The organism is Mycolicibacterium neworleansense (genome assembly GCF_001245615.1).
GTDB classification, from domain to species: Bacteria; Actinomycetota; Actinomycetes; order Mycobacteriales; family Mycobacteriaceae; genus Mycobacterium; species Mycobacterium neworleansense.
This window is the reverse complement of record NZ_CWKH01000001.1, coordinates 3156505-3178417: the sequence shown is the minus strand read 5'-3', so window position 1 is coordinate 3178417 and position 21913 is coordinate 3156505. Positions and strand designations below refer to the sequence as shown.

Annotated in this window: 22 protein-coding genes; 11 read left to right on the top strand and 11 right to left on the bottom strand. The window is 67.4% G+C overall.

What is annotated here, in order from left to right; all coding sequences use genetic code 11:
- The first annotated feature begins 49 nt into the window (after positions 1-49).
- Positions 50-757 carry a 50S ribosomal protein L1 gene (gene rplA / locus BN2156_RS15240; RefSeq protein WP_036389122.1) on the top strand — a complete coding sequence of 236 codons (708 nt, stop codon included), beginning with the start codon at positions 50-52 and terminating at the stop codon, positions 755-757.
- A 99-nt stretch (positions 758-856) separates the two neighbouring features.
- On the opposite strand, the gene BN2156_RS15235 is transcribed toward rplA, so the two are convergent.
- The 7 genes from BN2156_RS15235 to BN2156_RS15205 all read right to left on the bottom strand — a co-directional run bounded on the left by BN2156_RS15235 (position 857) and on the right by BN2156_RS15205 (position 8347).
- Positions 857-2080, bottom strand: coding sequence for an RNA polymerase sigma factor (locus tag BN2156_RS15235; RefSeq protein ID WP_090515150.1), 1224 nt, complete (start codon positions 2078-2080; stop codon positions 857-859).
- Positions 2081-2086: 6 nt separating this feature from the next.
- A complete protein-coding gene (locus BN2156_RS15230; protein WP_090515148.1) occupies positions 2087-2782 on the bottom strand; it encodes a YciI family protein in 696 nt (231 codons plus the stop codon).
- Between the two features lie 114 nt (positions 2783-2896).
- Positions 2897-3757 (bottom strand): cyclopropane mycolic acid synthase family methyltransferase, encoded by an 861-nt coding sequence (locus BN2156_RS15225; RefSeq protein WP_090515145.1) that lies wholly within the window; start codon positions 3755-3757, stop codon positions 2897-2899.
- A 184-nt stretch (positions 3758-3941) separates the two neighbouring features.
- A complete protein-coding gene (locus tag BN2156_RS15220) occupies positions 3942-4820 on the bottom strand; it encodes a cyclopropane mycolic acid synthase family methyltransferase (protein ID WP_090515143.1) in 879 nt (292 codons plus the stop codon).
- Between the two features lie 172 nt (positions 4821-4992).
- A complete protein-coding gene (locus tag BN2156_RS15215) occupies positions 4993-5910 on the bottom strand; it encodes an alpha/beta fold hydrolase (protein ID WP_090515972.1) in 918 nt (305 codons plus the stop codon).
- A gap of 9 nt (positions 5911-5919) precedes the next feature.
- A complete protein-coding gene (locus tag BN2156_RS15210) occupies positions 5920-7299 on the bottom strand; it encodes an ABC1 kinase family protein (RefSeq protein ID WP_090515140.1) in 1380 nt (459 codons plus the stop codon).
- Between the two features lie 52 nt (positions 7300-7351).
- The gene (locus BN2156_RS15205) at positions 7352-8347 is read right to left on the bottom strand and encodes an oxygenase MpaB family protein (RefSeq protein ID WP_090515138.1); all 996 of its coding nucleotides are present in this window, start codon (positions 8345-8347) and stop codon (positions 7352-7354) included.
- A 76-nt stretch (positions 8348-8423) separates the two neighbouring features.
- Between BN2156_RS15205 and BN2156_RS15200 the strand changes: the two genes are divergently transcribed.
- Positions 8424-9035 carry a TetR/AcrR family transcriptional regulator gene (locus tag BN2156_RS15200; protein WP_090515136.1) on the top strand — a complete coding sequence of 204 codons (612 nt, stop codon included), beginning with the start codon at positions 8424-8426 and terminating at the stop codon, positions 9033-9035.
- Here the strand turns inward: BN2156_RS15200 and BN2156_RS15195 are convergent.
- Together BN2156_RS15195 and BN2156_RS15190 are read right to left on the bottom strand one after the other, a co-directional pair.
- On the bottom strand, positions 9032-9631 hold the full coding sequence (locus BN2156_RS15195; RefSeq protein WP_090515135.1) for a DinB family protein: 600 nt from the start codon (positions 9629-9631) through the stop codon (positions 9032-9034). The genes BN2156_RS15200 and BN2156_RS15195 overlap by 4 nt on opposite strands.
- 4 nt (positions 9632-9635) lie before the next feature.
- Positions 9636-10160, bottom strand: coding sequence for a DinB family protein (locus BN2156_RS15190; protein WP_090515133.1), 525 nt, complete (start codon positions 10158-10160; stop codon positions 9636-9638).
- 61 nt (positions 10161-10221) lie between these two features.
- On the opposite strand from BN2156_RS15190, the gene BN2156_RS15185 reads away from it, so the two are divergent.
- Positions 10222-11187: a helix-turn-helix transcriptional regulator gene (locus BN2156_RS15185; RefSeq protein WP_090515132.1), complete on the top strand. Its 966-nt coding sequence runs from the start codon at positions 10222-10224 to the stop codon at positions 11185-11187.
- On the opposite strand, the gene BN2156_RS15180 is transcribed toward BN2156_RS15185, so the two are convergent.
- The gene (locus BN2156_RS15180) at positions 11180-11728 is read right to left on the bottom strand and encodes a hypothetical protein (protein ID WP_090515130.1); all 549 of its coding nucleotides are present in this window, start codon (positions 11726-11728) and stop codon (positions 11180-11182) included. The two genes, BN2156_RS15185 and BN2156_RS15180, sit on opposite strands and share 8 nt — an antisense overlap.
- A gap of 62 nt (positions 11729-11790) precedes the next feature.
- Between BN2156_RS15180 and BN2156_RS15175 the strand changes: the two genes are divergently transcribed.
- Genes BN2156_RS15175 through BN2156_RS15160 form a run of 4 tightly spaced genes read left to right on the top strand, consistent with a single transcriptional unit; the run spans position 11791 to position 18201 of the window.
- Complete coding sequence (locus tag BN2156_RS15175; RefSeq protein WP_162490804.1) at positions 11791-12543, top strand: endonuclease/exonuclease/phosphatase family protein; 753 nt, start codon at positions 11791-11793, stop codon at positions 12541-12543.
- A gap of 18 nt (positions 12544-12561) precedes the next feature.
- Positions 12562-16689: a glycoside hydrolase family 38 N-terminal domain-containing protein gene (locus BN2156_RS15170; protein WP_090515128.1), complete on the top strand. Its 4128-nt coding sequence runs from the start codon at positions 12562-12564 to the stop codon at positions 16687-16689.
- On the top strand, positions 16686-17294 hold the full coding sequence (locus BN2156_RS15165) for a DUF7158 domain-containing protein (RefSeq protein ID WP_090515126.1): 609 nt from the start codon (positions 16686-16688) through the stop codon (positions 17292-17294). The genes BN2156_RS15170 and BN2156_RS15165 overlap by 4 nt, the downstream gene beginning before the upstream one ends.
- Before the next feature lie 10 nt (positions 17295-17304).
- Entirely contained in the window at positions 17305-18201 is an 897-nt protein-coding gene (locus tag BN2156_RS15160) for an ROK family protein (protein WP_090515124.1), read from the top strand.
- Here BN2156_RS15160 and BN2156_RS15155 read toward each other — a convergent pair.
- A complete protein-coding gene (locus tag BN2156_RS15155) occupies positions 18102-18530 on the bottom strand; it encodes a winged helix-turn-helix transcriptional regulator (protein ID WP_090515122.1) in 429 nt (142 codons plus the stop codon). The two genes, BN2156_RS15160 and BN2156_RS15155, sit on opposite strands and share 100 nt — an antisense overlap.
- Positions 18531-18601: 71 nt before the next feature.
- On the opposite strand from BN2156_RS15155, the gene BN2156_RS15150 reads away from it, so the two are divergent.
- The 4 genes from BN2156_RS15150 (at position 18602) to BN2156_RS15135 (ending at position 21570) form a co-directional block, all read left to right on the top strand.
- Entirely contained in the window at positions 18602-19045 is a 444-nt protein-coding gene (locus BN2156_RS15150) for an anthrone oxygenase family protein (protein ID WP_090515120.1), read from the top strand.
- Positions 19046-19297: 252 nt separating this feature from the next.
- On the top strand, positions 19298-19825 hold the full coding sequence (gene rplJ / locus BN2156_RS15145; RefSeq protein ID WP_090515118.1) for a 50S ribosomal protein L10: 528 nt from the start codon (positions 19298-19300) through the stop codon (positions 19823-19825).
- Positions 19826-19892: 67 nt separating this feature from the next.
- A complete protein-coding gene (gene rplL, locus BN2156_RS15140; RefSeq protein WP_090515116.1) occupies positions 19893-20282 on the top strand; it encodes a 50S ribosomal protein L7/L12 in 390 nt (129 codons plus the stop codon).
- 202 nt (positions 20283-20484) lie between these two features.
- On the top strand, positions 20485-21570 hold the full coding sequence (locus BN2156_RS15135) for an ABC transporter ATP-binding protein (RefSeq protein WP_090515115.1): 1086 nt from the start codon (positions 20485-20487) through the stop codon (positions 21568-21570).
- Positions 21571-21913: the final 343 nt, after the last annotated feature.

The window sequence follows — 21913 nt, the reverse complement described above, 5'->3', positions numbered from 1 at the left end:
GGCATCGGCCCGCAGGACCACGACTCCAACAGACAGGATTGGATTTTCAATGAGCAAGAACAGCAAGGCATACCGCGAAGCCGCGGAGAAGGTCGACCGGACCAAGCTCTACACGCCGCTTGAGGCGGCGAAGCTGGCCAAGGAGACCTCCTCCAAGAAGCAGGACGCCACTGTCGAGGTCGCCATCCGCCTCGGTGTGGACCCGCGCAAGGCTGACCAGATGGTCCGCGGCACCGTCAACCTCCCGCACGGCACCGGTAAGACCGCTCGCGTCGCCGTGTTCGCCGTCGGTGAGAAGGCAGAGCAGGCGCTGGCCGCCGGTGCCGACGTCGTCGGCTCCGACGACCTGATCGAGAAGATCCAGGGCGGTTTCCTGGACTTCGACGCCGCGATCGCCACCCCGGATCAGATGGCCAAGGTCGGTCGGATCGCCCGCGTGCTGGGCCCGCGCGGTCTGATGCCGAACCCCAAGACCGGCACCGTCACCCCCGATGTCACCAAGGCTGTGGCCGACATCAAGGGCGGCAAGATCAACTTCCGCGTCGACAAGCAGGCCAACCTGCACTTCGTGATCGGCAAGGCGTCCTTCGACGAGGCCAAGCTGGCCGAGAACTACGGCGCCGCGCTCGACGAAGTGCTGCGGGCCAAGCCGTCGTCCTCGAAGGGTCGTTACCTCAAGAAGGTGACCGTCTCCACCACCACCGGTCCGGGTATCCCGGTTGACCCGGCGGTGACCCGGAACTTCACCGAGGCGTAGCTCGCGGAGCCGACCATCGGCACCGAGGCGTAGTCGTTTCTGCGCGAGCAGACGTGAAAGTCCTCCAAATCTACGGATTTGGAGGACTTTTGCGTTTGCTCAAGAGGTGACGCATTCGGCAAGGCGACGGCGCAGGAAGGCCGCGGCGGGTTCGGACACGTTGTCGCCCTCGAGCGCGACGCGGTACCAGCGCACGGCCTCATCGAGCCGGCCGGCACGGCGCAACAGATCCGCGCGGATCGGCGCCACGGCATTCGCCCGGGCCAGCCGCGGATCGTCGGCCACCTCGTCCAGAGCGGCCAACCCGGCCGGGAAGCCGTCGCGAAAGCCAACGGCGAGTGCACGATTGGCGCGCACCACGGGGGAGTCCGTCGCCTCGGCCAGCCGGTCGTACGCCAGGCAGATGGTGGCCCAGTCGGTGTGCTGCCACGACGGTGCCGTCGCATGCAGTGCCGCGATCACCGCTTGCGGTAGGTACGTGCCGGGTGCGCCCTCGGCCAGCCGCAACTGCTCCAGGCCCCGGGCGATGCGGCCACGGTCCCAGTGACTGCGGTCCTGCTCGTCCAGCGGGATCAGCGCACCCGTCTCGTCGACCCGGGTGCGGCGGCGCGAATCATGCAGCAGCACAAGGGCCGCGAGCGCATGCGCGTCACGGTTGCCCGGCATCAGCGAGCACAACTCACCCGCGAGCCGGACGCCCTCGTCGCACAGTTCGTCGCGGATGGCCGACGGCCCGCCGGTCGACCAATACCCCTCGGTGAACACCGAATAGATACAGCCCAATACGTGCGGCGTGCGCTCGGCCAAAAGCTCCGGCGGCGGCACCCGCAGCGGGATGTTGGCCTTGCGAATCTTGTTCTTGGCCCGGGTGATTCGCTGCCCGACCGCGGCGTCGGACTGCAGCAGGGCGCGGGCGATCTCGGTGACCGTCAACCCCGAGATCAGTCGCAGTGTCAGGGCCAGCTGTGAGGCGGGGTCCAGTGCGGGGTGGGCGCAGGTGAACATCATCCGCAGCTCGTCGTCGCGCACCGGGTGCAGCTCGGCACCCTCGCCCGACGCGTTCACCTGCTCGTACACCGCTGCCAGTTCCTTTCCGGGCCGGGCAGATTCGCGCCGCAACCGGTCCAGGGCCCGATTGCGTGCCACCGTGGTCAGCCACGCACCGGGATTGGCCGGCATACCCTCGGCCGGCCAGATCTGCAGGGCCTGCGTACAGGCCTCCTGGACGGCGTCCTCGGCCACGGTGAGATCGCCCGACCATCGCGCGAGCGCGGCAACCGCCGGGCCCCACTCGCGCCGAAAGACGCCGTCCAGTTGGGTCATCGACGATTACAGGCCTGAAACCCCGGCCAACTGGCGGACCTCGATGGCCGAGGCCGGAATCATCGACGCCAGTTTGACCGCCTCATCGCGATCGGACGCCCGCAACACGTAGAAGCCGTTGGCCACCTCGGCACCCTCGGCGTAGGGACCGTCGGTGAGCGTCACCTTGCCGTCGCGCACACGCACGGTGGTCGCGGTGGACGGCGGATGCAGGGGCGCGCCCGCCAGGGTCTTGTCACCGATGGTCTTGGCGAGTTCGCCGTGCTTGGCCGCCTGCCGGTTCCACTCGTCGGAGCCGGGAGTGTTGACCTCCCCCGGCGGCTCCAGCAGGAGCGCCAGCCAGTCATTGCCCAGCGGCTGCTCGGGCGCCTGCCAGTGGACCATCGGCCACACCTCGACCGCGCCGAACTGTGCCACCGGGATGTCGCGGGCCAGGGCCAGCGCTTCATCTAGATTGTCGGCCTCGAACACGTAGTAGCCGCAGGCCACCTCGGCGCCCTCGGGGAACGGGCCGTCGGTGATGGTCGGGTTTTCCGCACCTCCGGTGATGCGGGTGGCCGCAGCGGCCCTGCCCAGCGCGTCGCCGGCCCGGATCGCCGACTGTGCCTTGGCATGAAATGCCTGGAAGGCAGCCATGCCTTCGGCCTGCTGCTCGGGCGCGAGTTCCACGTCTTGACTGATCAGTAGTGCGAAGTAGTGCATCGTCGTCTCCCGGCGTCAGCGAGTGAGAACCGTCTGTTCCACTCTCTACCTATCCGACGAACGACGGTGCCGGGATCCGACAGGCCGCGCGAGATTGCTTCTGACTACTTCTCGCTACTTCTGCAGCGTGAACTGATGCACGCTGATGTGGCCCGAGGCGAAGTACTTCTGGCAGCCGTTGAGGTACTTGTCGTACCGGTCGTAGACCTCCTGGCCCTGGATGGCGATCGCCTCGTCCTTGTGGGCCTCGAGCGCGTCAGCCCAGATCTTGAGTGTCCGGACGTAGTGCGGGCCGATCTCCTGCAGCTGGGTGAGCTTGAATCCGGCTTCGGTCGCTTTTTCCTGCTCCATCGTCACCGAGGGCAGACGGCCGCCCGGGAAGATCTCGGTCATGATGAACCGGGCAAAGCGGGCGTCTTCGAATGTCATGTGCAGGCCGAGCTTCTGGCCTTCGCGCAGGTCGAACCCCGTGATGTTGTGCAGCAGCATGACGCCGTCGTCGGGCAGCGCGTTGTAGGCCGTCTCGAAAAACGCCGGATAACGTTCGAATCCGAAATGTTCGAAGGCGCCGATCGACACGATGCGGTCGACCTTGTCGTTGAATTCTTCCCAGCCTTGCAGCCGAACCTCGACATTACGGTCGGTCGGTACCTTGGCGAGCTTTTCGATCGCGTATTCACGCTGCTCGCCACTGAGGGTCAGACCGATGACGTTGACGTCGTACTTCTCGATCGCCCGAGCCATGCAGGCGCCCCAGCCGCAGCCGATGTCCAGCAGCGTCATCCCCGGTTCGAGGCCCAGCTTGCCCAAGGCCAGATCGAACTTGGCGATCTGAGCCTCGTCGCCGGTCATGTCCTCGCGCTCGAAATAGCCGCACGTATAGCCCATTGTGGGCCCGAGAAACAGTTCGTAGAATTCGTTGGAAATGTCGTAGATCGACTGCAGTTCTTCGTATTTCGGTGTCAATTTGGACATATTCGAAATGCTCCAAGCTGTAGAGTTCCTCCCGCGAACCTCAGGGTACAGCAGGCGACTGCCACCGGCCCGCTGCCGCTACCGTCAATGAATTTCGCGGGCAAACAAATTTGTCATCGTGCACCGTCAAATGTTTATCGGTGCCTGCGGATATCTCGACGCGGTACTGCGCTGGCGAAGGAAATCAACCCGCGACATGCAGGGTGAACTGGTTGACGTCGGTGTAGCCGACTCGGAACAGGTTCGCGCAGCCGGTGAGGTAGCGCATGTAGCGGTCGTAGACCTCCTGCGACTGGGTCCGCACGGCCTCGTCGTGGTTGGCTTCCAGATTGGCCGCCCACAGGTCGAGCGTGCGGGCGTAGTGCAGCTGCAGGGACTGCCGGCGGGTCAGCGTGAAACCGGCCTGCTGCGAACGTTCCTCGACCATCTCGACGGTGGGCAACCGCCCGCCCGGGAAGATCTCGGTGACGATGAACTTGATGAACTTGGCCAGCTCGAAGGTGAGCGGGATGCCGCGTTCATGGGCATATCGGGGGTGCATCGCGGTGATGGTGTGCAGCAGCATCACGCCGTCGTCCGGCAGGACGCGGTGGGCGAAGCGGAAGAAGTCGTCGTAGCGGTCGGGGCCGAAATGCTCGAACGCCCCGATCGACACGATCCGATCCACCGGCTCGTCGAACTCCTCCCAGCCGGCCAGCAGCACCCGTTTTGAACGGTGGCTTGCCGAACGGTCGAGCAGCTGCTGGACGTGAGCGGCCTGGTTACGGCTCAGCGTCAAGCCGACGACATTGACATCGTGACGCTCAAGGGCGCGCAACATCGTTGCCCCCCAACCGCACCCGACATCGAGCAGGGTCATTCCCGGTTGCAACCCCAGCTTGCCCAGTGCCAGGTCGATCTTCGCGAGCTGGGCTTCTTCGAGCGTCAGGTCATCACGTTCGAAGTACGCGCAGCTGTAGGTCCTGGACGGATCCAGGAACAGGGCGAAGAAATCGTCGGACAGGTCGTAGTGGGCCTGTACGTCGTCGAAGTGGGGTTTGAGCTTTACCGGATGTTTGGCCACGGAGGCACCTCTTGGGGCAGATACCGACCGGGCAGAGCCGCACTAGGCCACGTCTTGACCTAGCCGCCCCCCCAGACTGCTGTCAGCCACTGTAGGGCCACTTCAGCCAGCTACCGAGCTTTTCGGCCCTGGCAAACGGCCAATCGGAAAACTAACGTTGCCGACGCACAGACTATTCGGCGCTCGCGAAGTTCGTCTTGAGCTCGCCGACGATCTCGTCCCAGACCGGTTCGGGTAGCTCGTGGCCCATCCCGTCGATCAGGACGAGGCGGGCGCCGTCGATCGCCCGGGCCACCGCCCGGCCCCCGAACGGGCGCATCAGCCGGTCCGAGCGGCCGTGGATCACCACGGTGGGAGCGCTGATCCGCTTGTCATGGTGGCGCAGGCTGCCGCTGCCCAGGATCGCGTCGAAATGCCGGGCGATCCCGGCCGGGTAATAGGCGCGGTCGTACAGTTCGGCGGCCTGGGCGCGGATCTCGTCCTCGGGCGTGGGATAACCGGGGCTGCCGTTGATCCGGCTGATCCGAACTGCGTTGTCGATGATGGCTTCTCGCGACGAATTGGCGGGCGGGCCGGTGATCACCGACAGCAGCTGTTTGATGCCGGGCGGCGGTAGCAACGGCTGGTTGTTGCTGGAGAAGATCACCCCAAGGGACCTGGTGCGCTGCGCATACCGCGATGCGAACACCTGCGCGATCATCCCGCCCATCGATCCGCCGACGATGTGGGCGGTGTCGATCCTGAGGTGATCGAGCAGGGCGGCAGCGTCATCGGCGACATCTTCGAGCGTGTAGACCGACGGGCTGCGCAGGCCCACGAACGACCGGGCCATGCGCAGCGGCAGCGGCGTGTCCACCCGCTTGCCCGACAACTTCGTCGACAGACCCACGTCGCGGTTGTCGTACCGGATCACCCGCAAACCCTGGCTGACGAGCTTCTCGCAGAACCCGGTGCGCCACAGCAACATCTGTGCGCCCAGGCCCATGATCAGCAGCACCGCCGGATCGTTCGGATCGCCCATGTCCTCGTAGTAGATGTCGACATCGCCGGGTTCCGCGGACGACTTGGCGAAGCCGGTACGCACTTTCATGTTGGCCACTCAGGCCTCGATCCCACTGTCCGGGTCGATGGCCGAATCCTTGTGCTCACGGCTGATATCCACCATGAAGTTGGCGAAGTACCCGGTGAGCTGGGGGTCGTTCATCATCTCCCACTTGGGCGCCAGCAGCTTCATGTAGCGCTCGACGTAGAGGAACTGCTTGCCGATCAACACGAGTTCGCGCGGGAGTTTGACGTCGTAGGCATCGGCCAGCGCGGAGAGTTGCCGGCCGATTTCGGCGTACGACATATCGCCGAGCGACTTCATCGTCAGGGGGGTAGCGAACTTCTCCAGGTCCTTGGCGGCCTGCGCTTCGGGCTTCACCGTCCCCACCGCCCCCATCAGCACCACGATCTTGCCCGCCGCCGCATGGTCCTTCTTGACCAGCAGGGCATAGACGAGCTCGCGCAACAACCAGCGGGTGCGCGGGTCGATGCGGCCCATGATGCCGAAGTCGAAGAACACGATCTTGCCGTTGTCATCGACATAGAGGTTGCCCGCGTGCAGGTCGCCGTGGAACAGGCCGTGCTTCAGGCCGCCCTCGAACACGCTGAACAACAGGGCCTTGACCAGCTCGGTGCCGTCGAAGCCCTTCTTGCGGATGGCGGCCACATCGTCGATACGCACCCCGGTGACCCGCTCCATCGTCAGCACCCGCTGACTGGTCAGGTCCCAGTACACCTGCGGCACCCGGATGTTCTCGCCGAGCGGGGAGGCATGCATGTGGGAGACCCAGGCGTCCATCGACTGGGCCTCGAGCCGGAAGTCGAGCTCCTCGGCGAGATTGTCGGCGAAGTCGGCCACCACGTCCTGGGCCGACAGCCTCCGGCCCAGCTTGGCGAGCTCGACCAGCTGTGCGCCGCGCTTGAGGATCTGCAGGTCGGCGGCGACGCGGCGACGGATCCCCGGCCGCTGGATCTTGACCACGACCTCCTCGCCGCTGTGCAGCGTGGCGAAGTGCACCTGCGCGATCGAGGCGGAGGCGAACGGCTTCTCGTCGAAGCTCTTGAACAGGTTCGACGGTTCGTCGCCGAGTTCCTCGACGAAGAGCTTGTGGACCTCGTCGGTGTCGGCCGGCGGCACCCGGTCGAGCAGGCTGCGGAATTCGCGGCTCAGCGGCTCACCGAACGCGCCGGGACTGGACGCGATGATCTGGCCGAACTTGACGTAGGTGGGACCCAGATCGGAGAAGGTCTGGGGCACCTGCTTGATGATCTTCTGCTGCAGGGATCCGCGGCCGAACATGTTGGCGGCGACACGGACCCCGGTGCGGGTGATCTGCCATCCGGTGGCGCCGATACGGGCGGCCTCCACGGGCAACGGCACCCGGCTCAACCTGGCGACCTCGCGGTGCTTGGTTTTGGGCGGCGTAGTGCTCATAGCTGCAGTGTCTCAAAGGCCACGGTGCGGCCAAAAACATCTGTGCCGTGCATCACACCGGGGCGAAACTCTCTTCGACCTGTTCGCGGCTCAGAACCGGGTCGCTTCCGGGCACATACGTGGGCTCGGTGTGCGGCACCGTGGTTCCGCCGGCGACGCGTTTCCGCGCCGCCCGAAACTCCAATGTGGGGCCCGCGGCGGTGTGCAGTCCGTTGATGATCGACCACACCATCGCCCGCCGGGCGGCGCGCTCGATCGGGTTCGGATCGGTGTGCCCGATCAGTTGTTTGGCCCACTTGGGCATGGTGTCGCGGATCGCCCAGTCCACCGCGCTCTGCGGCATCGGCAGGTTGGAGCCGGTGGCCATGGCCGCGCCGTGGGTCAGCGCCAGCTTGGGCAGGTAGGACTGCAGGCAGTCCAGCGTCTCGGCCTTGGTGGTCGGCAGGTCGGTGCCGCCCAGCGCATGCCCGACCCGGATGAACTCTCCGTAGTAGCGGTCGAGTTTCTTGCCGCGCAACGGATTCGGGTGGTAGATCTCGTGCGCGGTGGCCAGCCCCCACACCACGGTCGCGTAGTTCCAGCGCAGCCAGTCCGGATCGTCGGCGTCATAGACCGCGCCGTCGGGGCGGGTGCCCTTGATGGTGTGGTGCATGGCGCGGACGGTCTTGGCCACGCGCTCGGCGGTTTCGGTGTTGCCGTAGGCGGTGCCGATGAAGAACGCGATCGAGTGGCCCAGTCGCACCGCCGCGCCCTGCGGATCGATGACGGGGATCGCGGTCCCGTTCTTGTCGCGCTTCACCAGACGCGAGTGGTGCATGCCCATCCAGTAGATCGACGGGTCGAGGCGTTCCATGTAGGCCGCGCACTGCAGACCGAAAATCAGGGCCTCGGTGTGGGAGTGGACGTGCCAGACGGCGCTGCCCGGGCCGAACCATCCCGGGTCGCCGGCCGGACCGGCGAACTCCATGCCACGGAAGTAGTGCTGGCGAATGTCCTTGTCGAATTTCCGCTGCAGCATCTGCTCGAGCACCTGGTGTGGCATGTCCACCGTGGACCCCCTTCTGGTTACGTCTGTAGCCAGAATACATTTTGGGTACGGGCGTGACCAGACTTAGGCTGTGGGAATGTCCAGCCCGACTCGATGGGCCGGTGTGCCGTTGACGGACCGCCGCGCCGAACGCCGCGCGCTGCTGGTCGACGCCGCGTTCCGGCTGTTCGGAGACGGTGGCGAAGCCGCGACGTCGGTGCGTTCGGTCTGCCGCGAGTGCGGCCTGAACACCCGCTACTTCTACGAGAGTTTCGCCGACGTCGACGACCTCCTGGGGGCGGTGTACGACCAGGTGAGCGCGGCGCTGGCCGTCGACGTGGAGGCGGCGATGGCCGGCGCCGACGACTCCCTCCCGGCCCGGACCCGCGCCGGGATCGCCGCGGTGCTGGGTTTCAGCTCGGCCGATCCGCGGCGTGGCCGGGTGCTGTTCACCGACGCCAGGGCCAATCCCGTGCTGGCCGCCCGGCGCGCGGCGACCCAGGACCTGTTGCGCGAGGCCGTGCTGTCCGAAGGCGGCCGGCTCAATCCGGGCTCGGACCCCGTCGCCGCCCAGGTCGGCGCGGCCATGTACACCGGTGCGATGGCCGAGCTCGCCCAGCAGTGGCTGGGCGGGAACCTGGGCGACGATCTTGAGGCCGTGGTGGATTACGCGCTGCGGCTGGTGCTCGGCAGTGGTGCCGCCGGCTAGGCCCCGGCGGGCCGCCAGCGCTTGATCCAATCGGTCTCGGGCCACTGCTCCTCGGCCGCCATCAACTCGTACATCGTTGCGCGGTCGATGGATTCGCGGATGATGTCGGCGTGCCCGGCGTGGCGGCTGAGCTCCTCGATCAGGTGCATGGCCACCCACCGGACCGACCAGTTGTCGACGTCCTGCGGGAACCACGGCACATGGTGGGGGACCGGCACGGGGGTGTCGAGTTCTGTCTTGGCCAGGACCCGCAACGTCTCGGCATTCTGGGCCTTGAGCGCGTCGAGCAGCCCGGCCAGGGTCTCGTCGTCGCGCATGACGTACTGGTCGGCGTAGTCGGCCATCTGCTCTTCCATCGGCCGGGGATCCGGCGGCGGGAACCCAGGCGCATGCGCGGCGCGGTCCGTCCAGCCCTGCTGCATGCCGGTGACATGTTTGATCAGCCCGCCGATCGACAGTGCGCTCACCGACGGGGTGGAGCGGGCCTGCTCGTCGGTCAGGCCGTGGGCCACGGCGAAGAAGGCGTTCTGCTGGAAGGCGACGAACTCGATCAGCGTCTGGCGTTCGTCGGCGGCGGGTGCGGGCATACCGGGCATCGTTCTAGTTCTCCTTGTTGTTGGTGGTGTGTACGTAAAGGTCGCGAATGCAGGCGATCTCGGCGCCGTGGTGGATGACCTCCCGGTTGATGTGCAGGATCAGCACGGCCATCGAATGCTCGGCCCACGGTCCCTCGGCCGGACCGACGGGCTTGGCCAGGTCATTCTCGTCGAGGCTCCGGACCCCGTCGATCCAATTTCGGTAGGCCTCGTCGAGTTGTTTCAGGGCCGTGGCGGCATCGGTGGCGTACGGCCAGGACTCGTAGTCGGCCGGTGGCCCGCCGAAGTGCGAGTGGTTGCGCATCGCGAACACCCCGACGATCACGTGCGCCAGCCGCCACGCGATGGTCGTGAACGGTTCCGGTTGCGGCGGTGGATAACTGAAATCGATGGCGCCGTCGGGATGAACCGTCCAGCAGTCGGGCACGGGCTGCCAGAAGTACTCGGCGTCGGTCAGGCCGTCCAGGCGCGGGCGGAGCTGATGGGTCCAGTGGAAGTCCAGTTGGTCGGCTAGGGCGTTTGTCCACATGGGAATACCGTCTCACGCATATAGGACAGATTCGGTCCTAAAAGTGCGGCAAACTGGTTGCATGGCCGTGAGCAGTGAAACCACCGGCCGCGTGCTGCAACTCCTCGGACTGCTGCAGTCGCGCCGGGTCTGGACGGGTGAAGAGTTGGCCGAACGGCTCGACGTCACCACCCGCAGCGTCCGCCGTGACATCGAGCGGCTGCGTGAGCTCGGCTATCCCGTCCAGGCCAGCAAGGGCCAGGGCGGCGGATACCAGCTCGGAGCCGGTGCCGCGCTGCCGCCGCTGCTGCTCGACCCCGATGAAGCCGTCGCGATGGCCGTCTGCCTGCGGCTGGCCGCCGGCGGAAGCGTCGCCGGCGTCGGCGAGTCCGCTCTGCGGGCGCTGTCCAAACTCGACCAGGTCATGCCCGCGCGGTTGCGTTCACAAGTCTCGGCGGTGCACGACGCCACCGTCACGCTGGCCCCCAACTCGTCGGACGCGCCGGTGGAACCCGACGTGCTGATGACCCTGGCCCGGGCTTGCCGCGACCACGAACACGTCAGCGCCGACTACACCGACATCCGCGGCAACCACACCCAGCGGCGGTTGGAGCCCTATCAGCTGGTGACCACCGGCCGGCGCTGGTACCTGATGGCCTACGACCGCGACCGCGACGACTGGCGCAGTCTGCGGCTCGACCGGATGTCGGCGGTGGCGGCCCGCGGCAGCACCTTCGCGCCGCGAGAGGCACCCGATGCCGCCGAGTACGTGCGTCGCTCGATCAGCTCCTCGCCCTACCGCTACATCGCCCGGGTGCGTTACCACGCGCCGCAAACGGTTGTGGCACAGAAGTTTCCACCGACCTCGGCCACCGTCGAGGCGGACGGCCCCGATGCCTGCATCGTCACCGCCGGCGCCGACGACCCCGAACGCATGGTGCTCTACTTCGCCACCGTGGGTCACGAGTTCGAGGTACTCGAACCACCCGAGGTGGTTGCCGCCGTCGGAGCCGTCGCCGCGCGTCTGCTCGGCAGAGAAATCAGGTGATGCCGAGGCGGTCGATGAGCATCAGGAACGCGGCGGCGAAATCGTTGTCGGCGGTCGCGAGCCGGACCGCATCCCAGTCGACCTGCTCGCGCACCGCCCGGGCGGCCGGCAGCAGTGCGGCGAAGTCGCAGTGGTGTTCGTTGAGCGAGCGCAGCTTCTCCGACACCACCAGCGTCGGCGGTAGCACCGGCATCCGGATCGCCAGCACATCGTGCACCTCGGCCGATCCCAGCATGGCCGCGCCCACCGACACCCCGTTGAGCTGGTAGAGCACGTCCACCAGGACACCCTCGTCGGGATAGGCCTTGAACAACCAGTCCTCGGGAACGTGCACGATCTGAAAACCGGCCTTTCGCAACGTCACCTCGGCGGCCTCGGCGTCAGCCTCGGCGACCACGAAATCGACGTCGTGGACGGGTTCGGGCGCGCCGTAGACCCACAGCGCATAACTGCCGGCCAGCGCGAACTGCGGCCCGTACACCTTGAACGCCGATGCGGCGCGCTTCAGCCCGTCACGCAGATCGTCGTTGCGGTCGAGCATGTGCCATCCCGGTTCTCGGGCGTCGATGATGGAGCCGACGCGGTAGTGGGTACTGAGTACCCATGCGGCTGGCCACTTTCAACATCCTGCACGGACGCAGTGTCCACCACGGCGACGTCGACCTGGGCAGACTCGCGGAGGCGGTGTCCGAACTCGACGCCGACATCCTCGCGCTGCAGGAAGTCGACCTCGATCAGCCCCGCTCGGGCAAGGCCGACCTGACCGCCGTGGCCGCCCGCGCGATGAACGCCGTGCACCACCGGTTCGTCGCCGCGATCTCCGGAACACCCGGTGCCACCTGGATGGCCGCGACCGGGCGAGAACAACCCGGAACGGCCGCCTATGGCATCGCCCTGCTCACCCGCTACCCGGTCGAGAACTGGCAGGTGCTGCGGCTTCCGCGGATACCGTTCCGGTTCCCGATGTACGTGTCGGGGATCCGCCGATTCCGGATCGTGCACGAGGAGCCCCGGGCGGCGATGGTGGCCCGCGTCGACACCCCGCTCGGCCCGATCACGGTGGCCAACACCCATCTGACGTTCGTGCCCGGGTGGAACCGGCTGCAACTGCGGCATCTGGTGCGGGATCTGAGTGCGTTCCCGGGACCGCGGCTGCTCATGGGAGATCTGAACTCCGGCGCGCCCGAGCACTGGCGCCCGCTCGGGGCCGCGCCGACGTTTCCTGCGCATGAGCCGACGACGCAACTCGACCACATCCTCACCGACGATCCCGCGCTGACCGTCAGCGCATGCGACGCACCGCACCTGCCGATTTCGGATCACCGGGCGCTCGTCGTCGACATTTCGACGCCTTGAAGTCGTAGGGTTTTCCAGATGCACGTCACGTCAGTGGAGACGACGGAGCTGTTTGCCGGGCCGGAGGAGGCCCCTCGGCAGCTGGTTCGGGTGCGATACGAGGACTGCGCCTCGCCAACACCCGTTCGGGTCAGCGGGGACGGGCTCTGCGGTGAGGCCATCGCCCCGGTCGGCGGCGGCACCGTCGAGGTGCCCGTCGACGTCGAGGCGGGTGTGCCCGGCGAGATCCGGCGCGCACGGGCGGGCTCGACCGACTTCGAGTTCACCGTCGCCGAGCCGGGCTGGACCATGTACATGATCAGCCACTTCCACTACGACCCCGTGTGGTGGAACACCCAGGCCGCCTACACCAGCGTGTGGACCGAGGATCCGCCCGGCCAGTGCCGCCAGACCAACGGATTCGATCTGGTACACGCGCACCTGGAAATGGCGCGTCGCGAACCGGAATACAAGTTCGTGCTGGCCGAGGTGGACTATCTCAAGCCCTACTGGGACGCTCGTCCCGAAGACCGGGCCGACCTGCGCCGGTTCATCGCCGAGGGCCGCGTCGAGATCATGGGCGGCACCTACAACGAGCCCAACACCAACCTCACCAGCCCGGAGACCGCGATCCGGAACTTCGTGTCGGGCATGGGTTTCCAGCGTGACGTGCTGGGCGCCGACCCGGCCACCGCCTGGCAGCTCGACGTGTTCGGGCACGACCCGCAGTTCCCCGGGATGGCGGCCGACGTCGGCCTGACCTCCAGTTCGTGGGCGCGCGGACCGCATCACCAGTGGGGGCCCATGCAGAACGACGGCGACCCCGAGCGCATGCAGTTCGCCAGCGAGTTCGAGTGGATCGCGCCGTCTGGCCGGGGACTGCTCACCCACTACATGCCCGCCCACTATTCGGCCGGCTGGTGGATGGACTCGTCGGCCTCCCTGGCCGAAGCGGAAGAATCCACCTACACGCTGTTCACCAAGCTGAAGCGAGTCGCGTTGACCCGCAACGTGCTTCTGCCGGTCGGCACCGACTACACCCCGCCCAACAAATGGGTCACCCAGATCCACCGCGACTGGAACTCGCGCTACGTCTGGCCGAAGTTCGTGTGCGCGCTACCGTCCGAGTTCTTCAGCGCGGTGCGGGCCGAGGTCGACGAGCGCGGGATCACGCCGTCCCCGCAGACCCGCGACATGAACCCGATCTACACCGGCAAGGACGTCTCCTACATCGACACCAAACAGGCCAACCGGGCCGCCGAGGACGCGGTGCTCGACGCCGAGCGGTTCGCGGTGTTCGCCGGGCTGCTCGGCGGCGCGGACTACCCGCAGGCCGCGATGGCCAAGGCCTGGGTGCAGCTGGCCTACGGAGCGCACCACGACGCCATCACCGGCTCGGAATCCGACCAGGTCTACCTGGACCTGCTGACCGGCTGGCGCGACGCCTGGGAACTGGGCGTCACCGCCCGCGACAATGCGTTGGGCTTGTTGTCCGAGGCGGTCGACGGATCAGTAGTGGTGTGGAACGCCGTGGCGCACAACCGGACCGACATCGTCACCGTGCACCTGGACGAACCCTTCCCGGGTGCGTTGGTCGACAGCGACGGCAACGAGGTGCCGGTGCTCGTCGAGCACGACGGGGCCACGGTGAGCTGGCTGGCCCGCGACGTGCCGTCGCTGGGCTGGCGGTCCTACCAGTTCGTCTCCGGGACGGCGCCGGGCTGGGAACCGCTGGCCGGGGACGAGATTGCCAACGGCCGGTACCGGCTGCGCGTCGACGCGGCCCGCGGCGGCGGGGTGTGCTCGCTGGCGGACGACGGACGGGAGCTCATCGCCGACGGCGGCGTCGGCAACGAACTGGCCGTCTACGAGGAGTATCCGGCCCACCCCGAGGCCGGCGAAGGTCCCTGGCACCTGCTGCCCAGGGGGCCGGTGGTGTGCTCCTCGGCCGGCCCCGCCGAGAACGTGCAGTGCTACCAGAGCCCGCTGGGGCAACGGGTGATCGTGCGGGGACGCATCGGAGATCTGCTGCGCTACACCCAGATCATCACGCTGTGGTCCGGCGTGGACCGCGTCGACTGCCGCACCGTCATCGACGAATTCGTCGGGTCGGACCGCCTGGTGCGGCTGCGCTGGCCCTGTCCGGTGCCCGGTGCGTTGCCCGTCAGCGAGGTCGGCGACGCGGTGATCGGCCGTGGATTCGGGCTGCTGCACGACGGTTCGTCAGCTCAGGCGGTAGATGCCGCGCAACACCCGTGGACGCTGGACAACCCGGCCTACGGCTGGTTCGGGCTGTCCTCGGCGGTGACGGTGCGCATCGGCTCCGCGGTGCGGGCGGTCTCGGTGGCCGAGGTCGTCGCCCCCGACGGCGCGAACCCCCGCGAGCTGATGGTGGCCCTGGTCCGGGCCGGCGTCACCGCCACCTGCAGCGCCGCCGACAAGCCCCGCTACGGCGATCTCAGCGTGGACTCCAACCTGCCCGACACCCGCTTCGCCCTGGGCGGCCCAGATGAAAATCCCTTCACCGCAGCAGTTCTCGCCGAGGCTGACATCGCCTACACCGACGAACTCAAACGCCAGATCGACGCCACCGGATCGGCCCGGGTATGGGTGCCCGCGGCCGCACCGCTGACCGAACACTGGGTGCCCGGTGCCGATCTGCGCGGCGTGCGGACCCTGCCGGTGCTGATCCTGGCCGGCGACTTCGACGACGTGGTCGACGATCTCGGCGACGCCGAAATCGTCGTCACCCAACACGCCCCCGCAGCGGCCGAGCCGTTCGAGGCCCGCACGGTCGCCCTGCTCAACCGTGGTGTGCCCAGTTTCGCCGTCGACCCGGACGGCACCCTGCACACGTCGCTGATGCGGTCCTGCACCGGCTGGCCGTCGGGCACCTGGATCGACCCGCCACGGCGCACCGCGCCGGACGGATCCAACTTCCAATTGCAGCATTGGACACACACTTTCGACTACGCACTGGTGACCGGCGCCGGTGACTGGCGCGCCGTGGGGGTCGCACCGAGCGCCGCCGAATTCAACCGGCCGCTGCTGCCGGTGGTCGTCGACTCAGACTCCGCCGGCGGGCTGCCGGCCTGGGGTTCGCTGCTGGAGATCGAGCCGGCCGGCGCCGTACAACTCGGCGCACTCAAGGCCGCAGGCAATCCGCTGGCGTCGGGCAGTGTACGCACCACCGATCCGGCCGCCGGGGTCACCGCGCGGCTTGTCGAGATCACCGGCAGCGCGGCCGAAGTCACCATCCGCTCCGGGCTGCGCGCGGTCTCGGCCGCCGCGAGCCTGAACCTGCTGGAGGAACCAAAACTGGAGCAGCCCTCGGAACTGAGGCTGCACGGCTACCAGATCGCCACTGTGTCCACCCAGCTCAACCTTCCCAAGATGCTGCGCGCCGAACATCAGCGGTTGGCGCCCGAGGCCGAGGCGGCACAGCCGCTCTACGCCCGGTACTGGTTGCACAATCGCGGCCCCGCGCCGTTGGGTGGCCTGCCCGCTGTCGCGTATCTGCACCCGGAAAGCATTGCCGGGCAACCTGGTACCGAGGTGATCGTGCGGCTGACCGCGGCCAGCGACTGCACCGACGACGCCCTGCACGGGCGGGTCAGGCTGTACGGACCGCCCGGATGGGAGGTACAGCCCGCGGAGCTGCCCTATGTGCTGCCGCCCGGCGAGCATCTGGAAACCGATGTGGTGCTGAGCATCCCGGCCGGAGCCGAGCCCGGGCTGTACCCGTTGCGCGCCGAACTCGCGGTGACCGGAGGTGGGTCGGCGCTGCCGCCGTCGTGGCGCCAGGTGGTCGAGGACGTCTGCGTGGTCACGATCGGTGAACCCGCGGCACACGTGCTCAAGCTGGTCTCCGAGCCGGAGGCCGTCGACGTCAAGGCCGGTGAGACCGCGCGACTGTCGATGACGATCGGCACCGACGCACGGACCGACCTGGCCGCCGAGGCGCACCTGATCAGCCCATGGGGAACCTGGGGCTGGATGGGGCCGGGCGCGGCCGGTGTCGAGCTGCCCGCGGGCGGCACCGCCGAGATCGGGTTCGACGTCGCACCACCGTCGTGGGTCGAGCCTGGGCAATGGTGGGCATTGATCCGGGTGGGTTGTGCCGGGCGGTTGATCTACTCACCCGCGGTGAAGGTGACGGTCCGATGAAGATCGCCGCACAGGTGGCCGGAAAACCGGTGTCGGTCAAGCAGATCGACGAGCGAGAGGCAGCACTGCGGGCGGGCAACCGGGCCTCGGCCCTGCCGCGCCCCGGAACCAGCGAAGGGCGGCAGCTGCGTCGGTGGCTCACTCAACTGGTGGTGGCCGAACGGGTGATCGATGACGAGGCGGCCGCGCATGGACTGTCCGAGCGGGGTGTGCCCACCCTCGATGAGGTGCTGCCCGATACCGCGGCCCGGCTGGACATCGGCAGTGTGGCCGCCGCCGTGCTGGGCACGCCGCGGGCCCGTGCGGTTTTCGCCGATGTCACTGCGGCGGTGGATGTTTCGGATGCCGAGGTGGCCGCCTATCACACACGTAATCCGCTGCGCTTCGCCGACGCACAGCCCGGGCCACACGGATGGCGTACCCGTCCGGTGGCGCCGTCCCTCGACCAGGTGCACGACCGGATCGTCGCCCATCTGCGCGCGGCGGCCCGCAGGCAGGCGTTCCGGCAGTGGCTCGATGCGCGGTGCGCGGCCCTGGTGGAACTCGCGCCCGGATATGAACATCCCGGCGATCCCCGTCAGCCGGACAACACGCACAAGCACTAGGAGCGCCGACGTGACCCTGACCCTGGCGCTCGACATCGGCGGCACCAAGATCGCCGTCGGCCTCGTCGATCCCGACGGAGCGCTGGTCCACCGCGCCCAGCTGCCGACCCCGGACGGTGATGCCGAGACGGTGTGGGCTGTCGTCGAGAAGCTGCTGGGCGACACCATGCAGACCGCGGACGGGGCCGCGACCGGTGTCGGCGTGGCCTCGGCCGGGCCGATCGACCTGCCGAACGGTACCGTCAGCCCGATCAACATCACTGAGTGGCAACACTTTCCGATCGTCGACCGGGTAGCCGGCGCCACTGGATTGCCGGTGCGGCTCGGCGGCGACGGGCTCTGTATGGCGCTGGGCGAGCAGTGGTGTGGTGCGGGCCGGGGGGCGCAGTTCCTGCTCGGCATGGTGGTGTCGACCGGCATCGGTGGCGGCCTGGTGCTCGACGGCGCACCGTACGACGGGCGCACCGGCAACGCCGGGCACGTCGGCCACGTCATCGTCGCCCCCGACGGCGGCGACCTGTGTACCTGCGGCGGGCACGGCTGCGTCGAGACCATCGCGTCGGGACCGAGCATGGTGCGATGGGCCCGGCGCCAGGGATGGGACGGTACCGACGCCAAGGCGCTGGGCGACGCGGCCAATCATGGAGAAGAGTTGGCGCTCAACGCCTTCGGCCGTGGCGCCCGCGCGGTGGCGGCGATGATCGCCTCGGTGGCCGCGGTCTGCGACCTGGACCTCGTGGTGATCGGCGGGGGAGTGGCCAAATCCGGGGCATTGCTGTTCGACCCGCTGCGCGCGGCGCTGTCGGACTACGCCGGGCTGGAGTTCCTGCGCGGGCTGCGGGTGGTGCCGGCCGAGCTCGGCGGGGACGCCGGCCTGGTCGGTGCGGCGGCCCTGGCCCGCAGCTGAGTGCGCTGAATCTCCATGTGGGTGCGGCCCCAGTCGCACAAGGCGTGCAGCACCGGCTCCAGGGTCTTGCCGTAGTCGGAGATCGAATAGTGCACGCACGGCGGCACCGTGCCCGCGTCGTGGCGCTCGATGATCCCCGCGTCGACCAGGTCGTGCAGGTGCCGGATGAGCATGCGCTCGGTGATGTCGGGGATGCTGCGGCGCAGTTCGGCGGTGCGCATCGGCCCGTCGGCCAACCGCCACAGAATCGTGCCCTTCCAGCGCCCGTCGATGACCGACAGCGTCGCGTCGATCGGGCACTCGCCGACCTCTTTCTTCGAAACCGCCATGCCGACCTCCCCGTACTGACTAATTTGTCAGTACCTTGTTTTTTGGCAGCGTACTGACCAGGCTCGATGGTGTGAAGGAAGTCGTCGAGATTCTCGCCGTGATCGTTACCGGACCGCTGCTGGGCGTCGAGTTCGGCGTCGCCGCGTTCACCAATCCGATCCTGCAGCGACTGCCCGAGGCCGCCTACCGGCAGGCGCGTGGCACCGGCAGCCGGATCCTCGGGACGGTGATGCCGTTCTGGTACCTGGCGGCCATCGCGTTGCTGCTCGGTGCCACCGTGTTCGGCCCCGGGCCATTGCCCGTCACGGCAGTCGTGCTGATGGGGCTGGTCATGCTGTTGTCCGTGACCACGCTGGTGCCGATCAACAACCGCGTCGCAGCGGGATTCGGTGATGGTGACGGCGACCCCGATCAGTTCCACGAGCTGACCCGGCGCTGGGATCGTCTGCACTGGTTGCGCGTGGGGCTGCTCGCGGCGGCGTTCGTGTTGGCGGTGCTGGCCGGCGCCCGCTGAGGCGCTCGGCTTGCTCGTTTTGGCTGATTGGTCGGTGTTCGGCTACTCTGGTCGGGTTCCACCGAAGACCGTCGGTCACCGAGCAATCGGTTGAAGGTCCGGGAAATGTCCCGGCGGCCCACGCAGGAGGACGAGGCTAGACCAGTTTCATGCTGGATATCTCTGCGCCCCGACCTGTCTGCGTCGGGGCGTTCGTCATTTCACGGCCCCAAAGTTGGTGGAGCGCCCGATACCCACCACAAGGAGGCATGCATGGCCAAGGCTGACAAGGCCACGGCGGTTGCCGACATTGCTGAGCAGTTCAAGGCGTCGACGGCCACCGTCGTCACCGAGTACCGCGGGCTGACTGTGGCGAACCTGGCTGAGCTGCGTCGTTCCCTCGGCGACTCCGCCTCGTACACCGTCGCCAAGAACACTCTGGTGAAGCGCGCCGCGTCCGAAGCCGGCATTGAAGGCCTCGACGAGCTGTTCGCCGGTCCCACGGCGATCGCGTTCGTCAAGGGCGAGCCGGTTGACGCCGCCAAGGCGATCAAGAAGTTCGCCAAGGACAACAAGGCGCTCATCATCAAGGGCGGCTACATGGACGGCAAGGCGCTGTCCGTGGCCGAGGTCGAGAAGATCGCCGACCTCGAGTCGCGCGAGGTTCTGCTCGCCAAGCTGGCAGGTGCCATGAAGGGCAACCTGTCCAAGGCCGCCGGCCTGTTCAACGCACCCGCTTCTCAGGTTGCCCGCCTCGCCGCGGCGCTGCAGGAGAAGAAGGCTGCCAGCGACGCTGCCTAGTAGCTGCTTAACCGCAACCGCACAAACCCCCCAACATCTGTAAGAAAAATCAGGAAGGACCATAAACATGGCCAAGCTGTCCACCGACGAACTGCTCGACGCTTTCAAGGAAATGACCCTGCTGGAGCTCTCTGAGTTCGTGAAGCAGTTCGAAGAGGTCTTCGAGGTCACCGCCGCCGCTCCGGTCGCCGTCGCGGCCGCCCCCGCCGCCGGTGGCGCTGCCGCCGAGGCCGGCGAGGAGCAGTCGGAGTTCGACGTCATCCTCGAGGGTGCCGGCGACAAGAAGATCGGCGTGATCAAGGTTGTCCGCGAGATCGTCTCGGGCCTGGGCCTGAAGGAAGCCAAGGATCTGGTTGACGGCGCTCCCAAGCCGCTGCTGGAGAAGGTCTCCAAGGAGGCCGCCGAGGACGCCAAGGGCAAGCTCGAGGCTGCCGGCGCCAGCGTCACCGTCAAGTAGTCCAGAACTGGACCGCAAGAACCCCCGAATCCCCACGGATTCGGGGGTTCTTTGCTTGTATGGGCGGGATTGGTCTGATCGGGGCCCGGGTACTCCCGAATATTGGGAGACATCCATGTGTGGGCGGTGTCCCGTGCGCTATGGTGACTCAAGCCACAGGCCGCAGCAGGTGGCGGGGTGAGCCGTAGGCGGAAGGATCTTTATGGGCGTCCAGATCGATGTGACGGGGCTGAGCAAATCTTTCGGATCGTCAAAGATTTGGGAAGACGTCACGATGTCGATTCCCGCTGGCGAGGTCAGCGTGCTGCTGGGCCCGTCAGGTACCGGTAAATCCGTCTTCCTGAAGTCGCTGATCGGCCTGCTGCGCCCGGAGCGCGGCTCGATCGTCATCGACGGCACCAACATCCTGGAGTGCTCGGCCAAGGAGCTCTACGAGATCCGGACCCTCTTCGGTGTGCTGTTCCAGGACGGCGCGCTGTTCGGCTCGATGAACATCTATGACAACACCGCCTTCCCGTTGCGCGAGCACACGAAGAAGAGCGAGAGCGAAATCCGCAACATCGTCATGGAGAAGCTCGACCTGGTCGGTATGCCCAATGACGGCCACAAGTTCCCGGGCGAGATCTCCGGCGGTATGCGCAAGCGCGCCGGCCTGGCCCGCGCCCTCGTGCTCGACCCGCAGATCATCCTCTGCGACGAGCCGGACTCCGGTCTGGACCCGGTCCGTACCGCCTATCTGTCGCAGCTGCTGATCGACATCAACGCGCAGATCGACGCGACGGTGCTGATCGTGACGCACAACATCAACATCGCCCGGACCGTGCCCGACAACATCGGCATGCTGTTCCGCAAGCAGCTGGTCATGTTCGGCCCCCGCGAGGTGCTGCTGACCAGCGAGGAGCCCGTCGTCAAGCAGTTCCTCAACGGTCGTCGTATCGGTCCGATCGGTATGTCCGAGGAGAAGGACGAGGCAACCGCGGCCGCCGAGCAGGCCATGCTGGATGCCGGTCAGCACGACGGCGGTGTCGAGGAGATCGAGGGCGTGCCCCCGCAGCTCACCGCGACCCCGGGTATGCCCGAGCGTCAGGGCGTCCTGCGGCGCCAGGCCCGGGTGCGCGAGATCCTGCACACCCTGCCGCCCGCCGCGCAGGCCGCCATCCTCGACGACCTGGAGGGCACGCACAAATTGCCGGTGCACCAGTTCGGCGACGAGCCCACCACGCGCCACCACCGCCAGGTCGAGGACGACGCCCCGACCGGCGCCATCGAGGTGCCGCACCAGAGCTGAGCCAGAACAAGTCAGGCCGGGCCCGAGGGCCCGGCCTGACTTGTTTTCGCAGACCGTAGGAGCGGTCGCCATGGCCCCCACGGTCGCGGTTCTCGTCATCGCTGACCTGCCTTCGACGTATCTCCTTGTGGTGCTGGCGATCTCATTGATCTTCGGGCCGGCATCCTCCGCACTGTTAGCCGTCGCCCTGCTGTTCCTGGCGATGCCCCACAGCTGGGCACACCCCACCGCATCGGGTGGCGCTCACCAGGGTGTTTGCCGAAGCTGCACTGTCGGGGAGAGCTCGCCGGGCCAAACCGCGCGTCACCTCTTGACGGACGGCCATGGACAGGCCAATCTGTTG

Coding starts and splice junctions, on each gene's coding strand:
- rplA (WP_036389122.1), top strand. CDS start 50: ATGAGCAAGAACAGCAAGGCATACCGCGAAGCCGCGGAGAAGGTCGAC.
- BN2156_RS15235 (WP_090515150.1), bottom strand. CDS start 2,080: ATGACCCAACTGGACGGCGTCTTTCGGCGCGAGTGGGGCCCGGCGGTT.
- BN2156_RS15230 (WP_090515148.1), bottom strand. CDS start 2,782: ATGCACTACTTCGCACTACTGATCAGTCAAGACGTGGAACTCGCGCCC.
- BN2156_RS15225 (WP_090515145.1), bottom strand. CDS start 3,757: ATGTCCAAATTGACACCGAAATACGAAGAACTGCAGTCGATCTACGAC.
- BN2156_RS15215 (WP_090515972.1), bottom strand. CDS start 5,910: ATGAAAGTGCGTACCGGCTTCGCCAAGTCGTCCGCGGAACCCGGCGAT.
- BN2156_RS15210 (WP_090515140.1), bottom strand. CDS start 7,299: ATGAGCACTACGCCGCCCAAAACCAAGCACCGCGAGGTCGCCAGGTTG.
- BN2156_RS15200 (WP_090515136.1), top strand. CDS start 8,424: ATGTCCAGCCCGACTCGATGGGCCGGTGTGCCGTTGACGGACCGCCGC.
- BN2156_RS15195 (WP_090515135.1), bottom strand. CDS start 9,631: ATGCCCGGTATGCCCGCACCCGCCGCCGACGAACGCCAGACGCTGATC.
- BN2156_RS15190 (WP_090515133.1), bottom strand. CDS start 10,160: ATGTGGACAAACGCCCTAGCCGACCAACTGGACTTCCACTGGACCCAT.
- BN2156_RS15185 (WP_090515132.1), top strand. CDS start 10,222: ATGGCCGTGAGCAGTGAAACCACCGGCCGCGTGCTGCAACTCCTCGGA.
- BN2156_RS15180 (WP_090515130.1), bottom strand. CDS start 11,728: ATGCTCGACCGCAACGACGATCTGCGTGACGGGCTGAAGCGCGCCGCA.
- BN2156_RS15175 (WP_162490804.1), top strand. CDS start 11,791: ATGCGGCTGGCCACTTTCAACATCCTGCACGGACGCAGTGTCCACCAC.
- BN2156_RS15170 (WP_090515128.1), top strand. CDS start 12,562: ATGCACGTCACGTCAGTGGAGACGACGGAGCTGTTTGCCGGGCCGGAG.
- BN2156_RS15165 (WP_090515126.1), top strand. CDS start 16,686: ATGAAGATCGCCGCACAGGTGGCCGGAAAACCGGTGTCGGTCAAGCAG.
- BN2156_RS15155 (WP_090515122.1), bottom strand. CDS start 18,530: ATGGCGGTTTCGAAGAAAGAGGTCGGCGAGTGCCCGATCGACGCGACG.
- rplJ (WP_090515118.1), top strand. CDS start 19,298: ATGGCCAAGGCTGACAAGGCCACGGCGGTTGCCGACATTGCTGAGCAG.
- rplL (WP_090515116.1), top strand. CDS start 19,893: ATGGCCAAGCTGTCCACCGACGAACTGCTCGACGCTTTCAAGGAAATG.
- BN2156_RS15135 (WP_090515115.1), top strand. CDS start 20,485: ATGGGCGTCCAGATCGATGTGACGGGGCTGAGCAAATCTTTCGGATCG.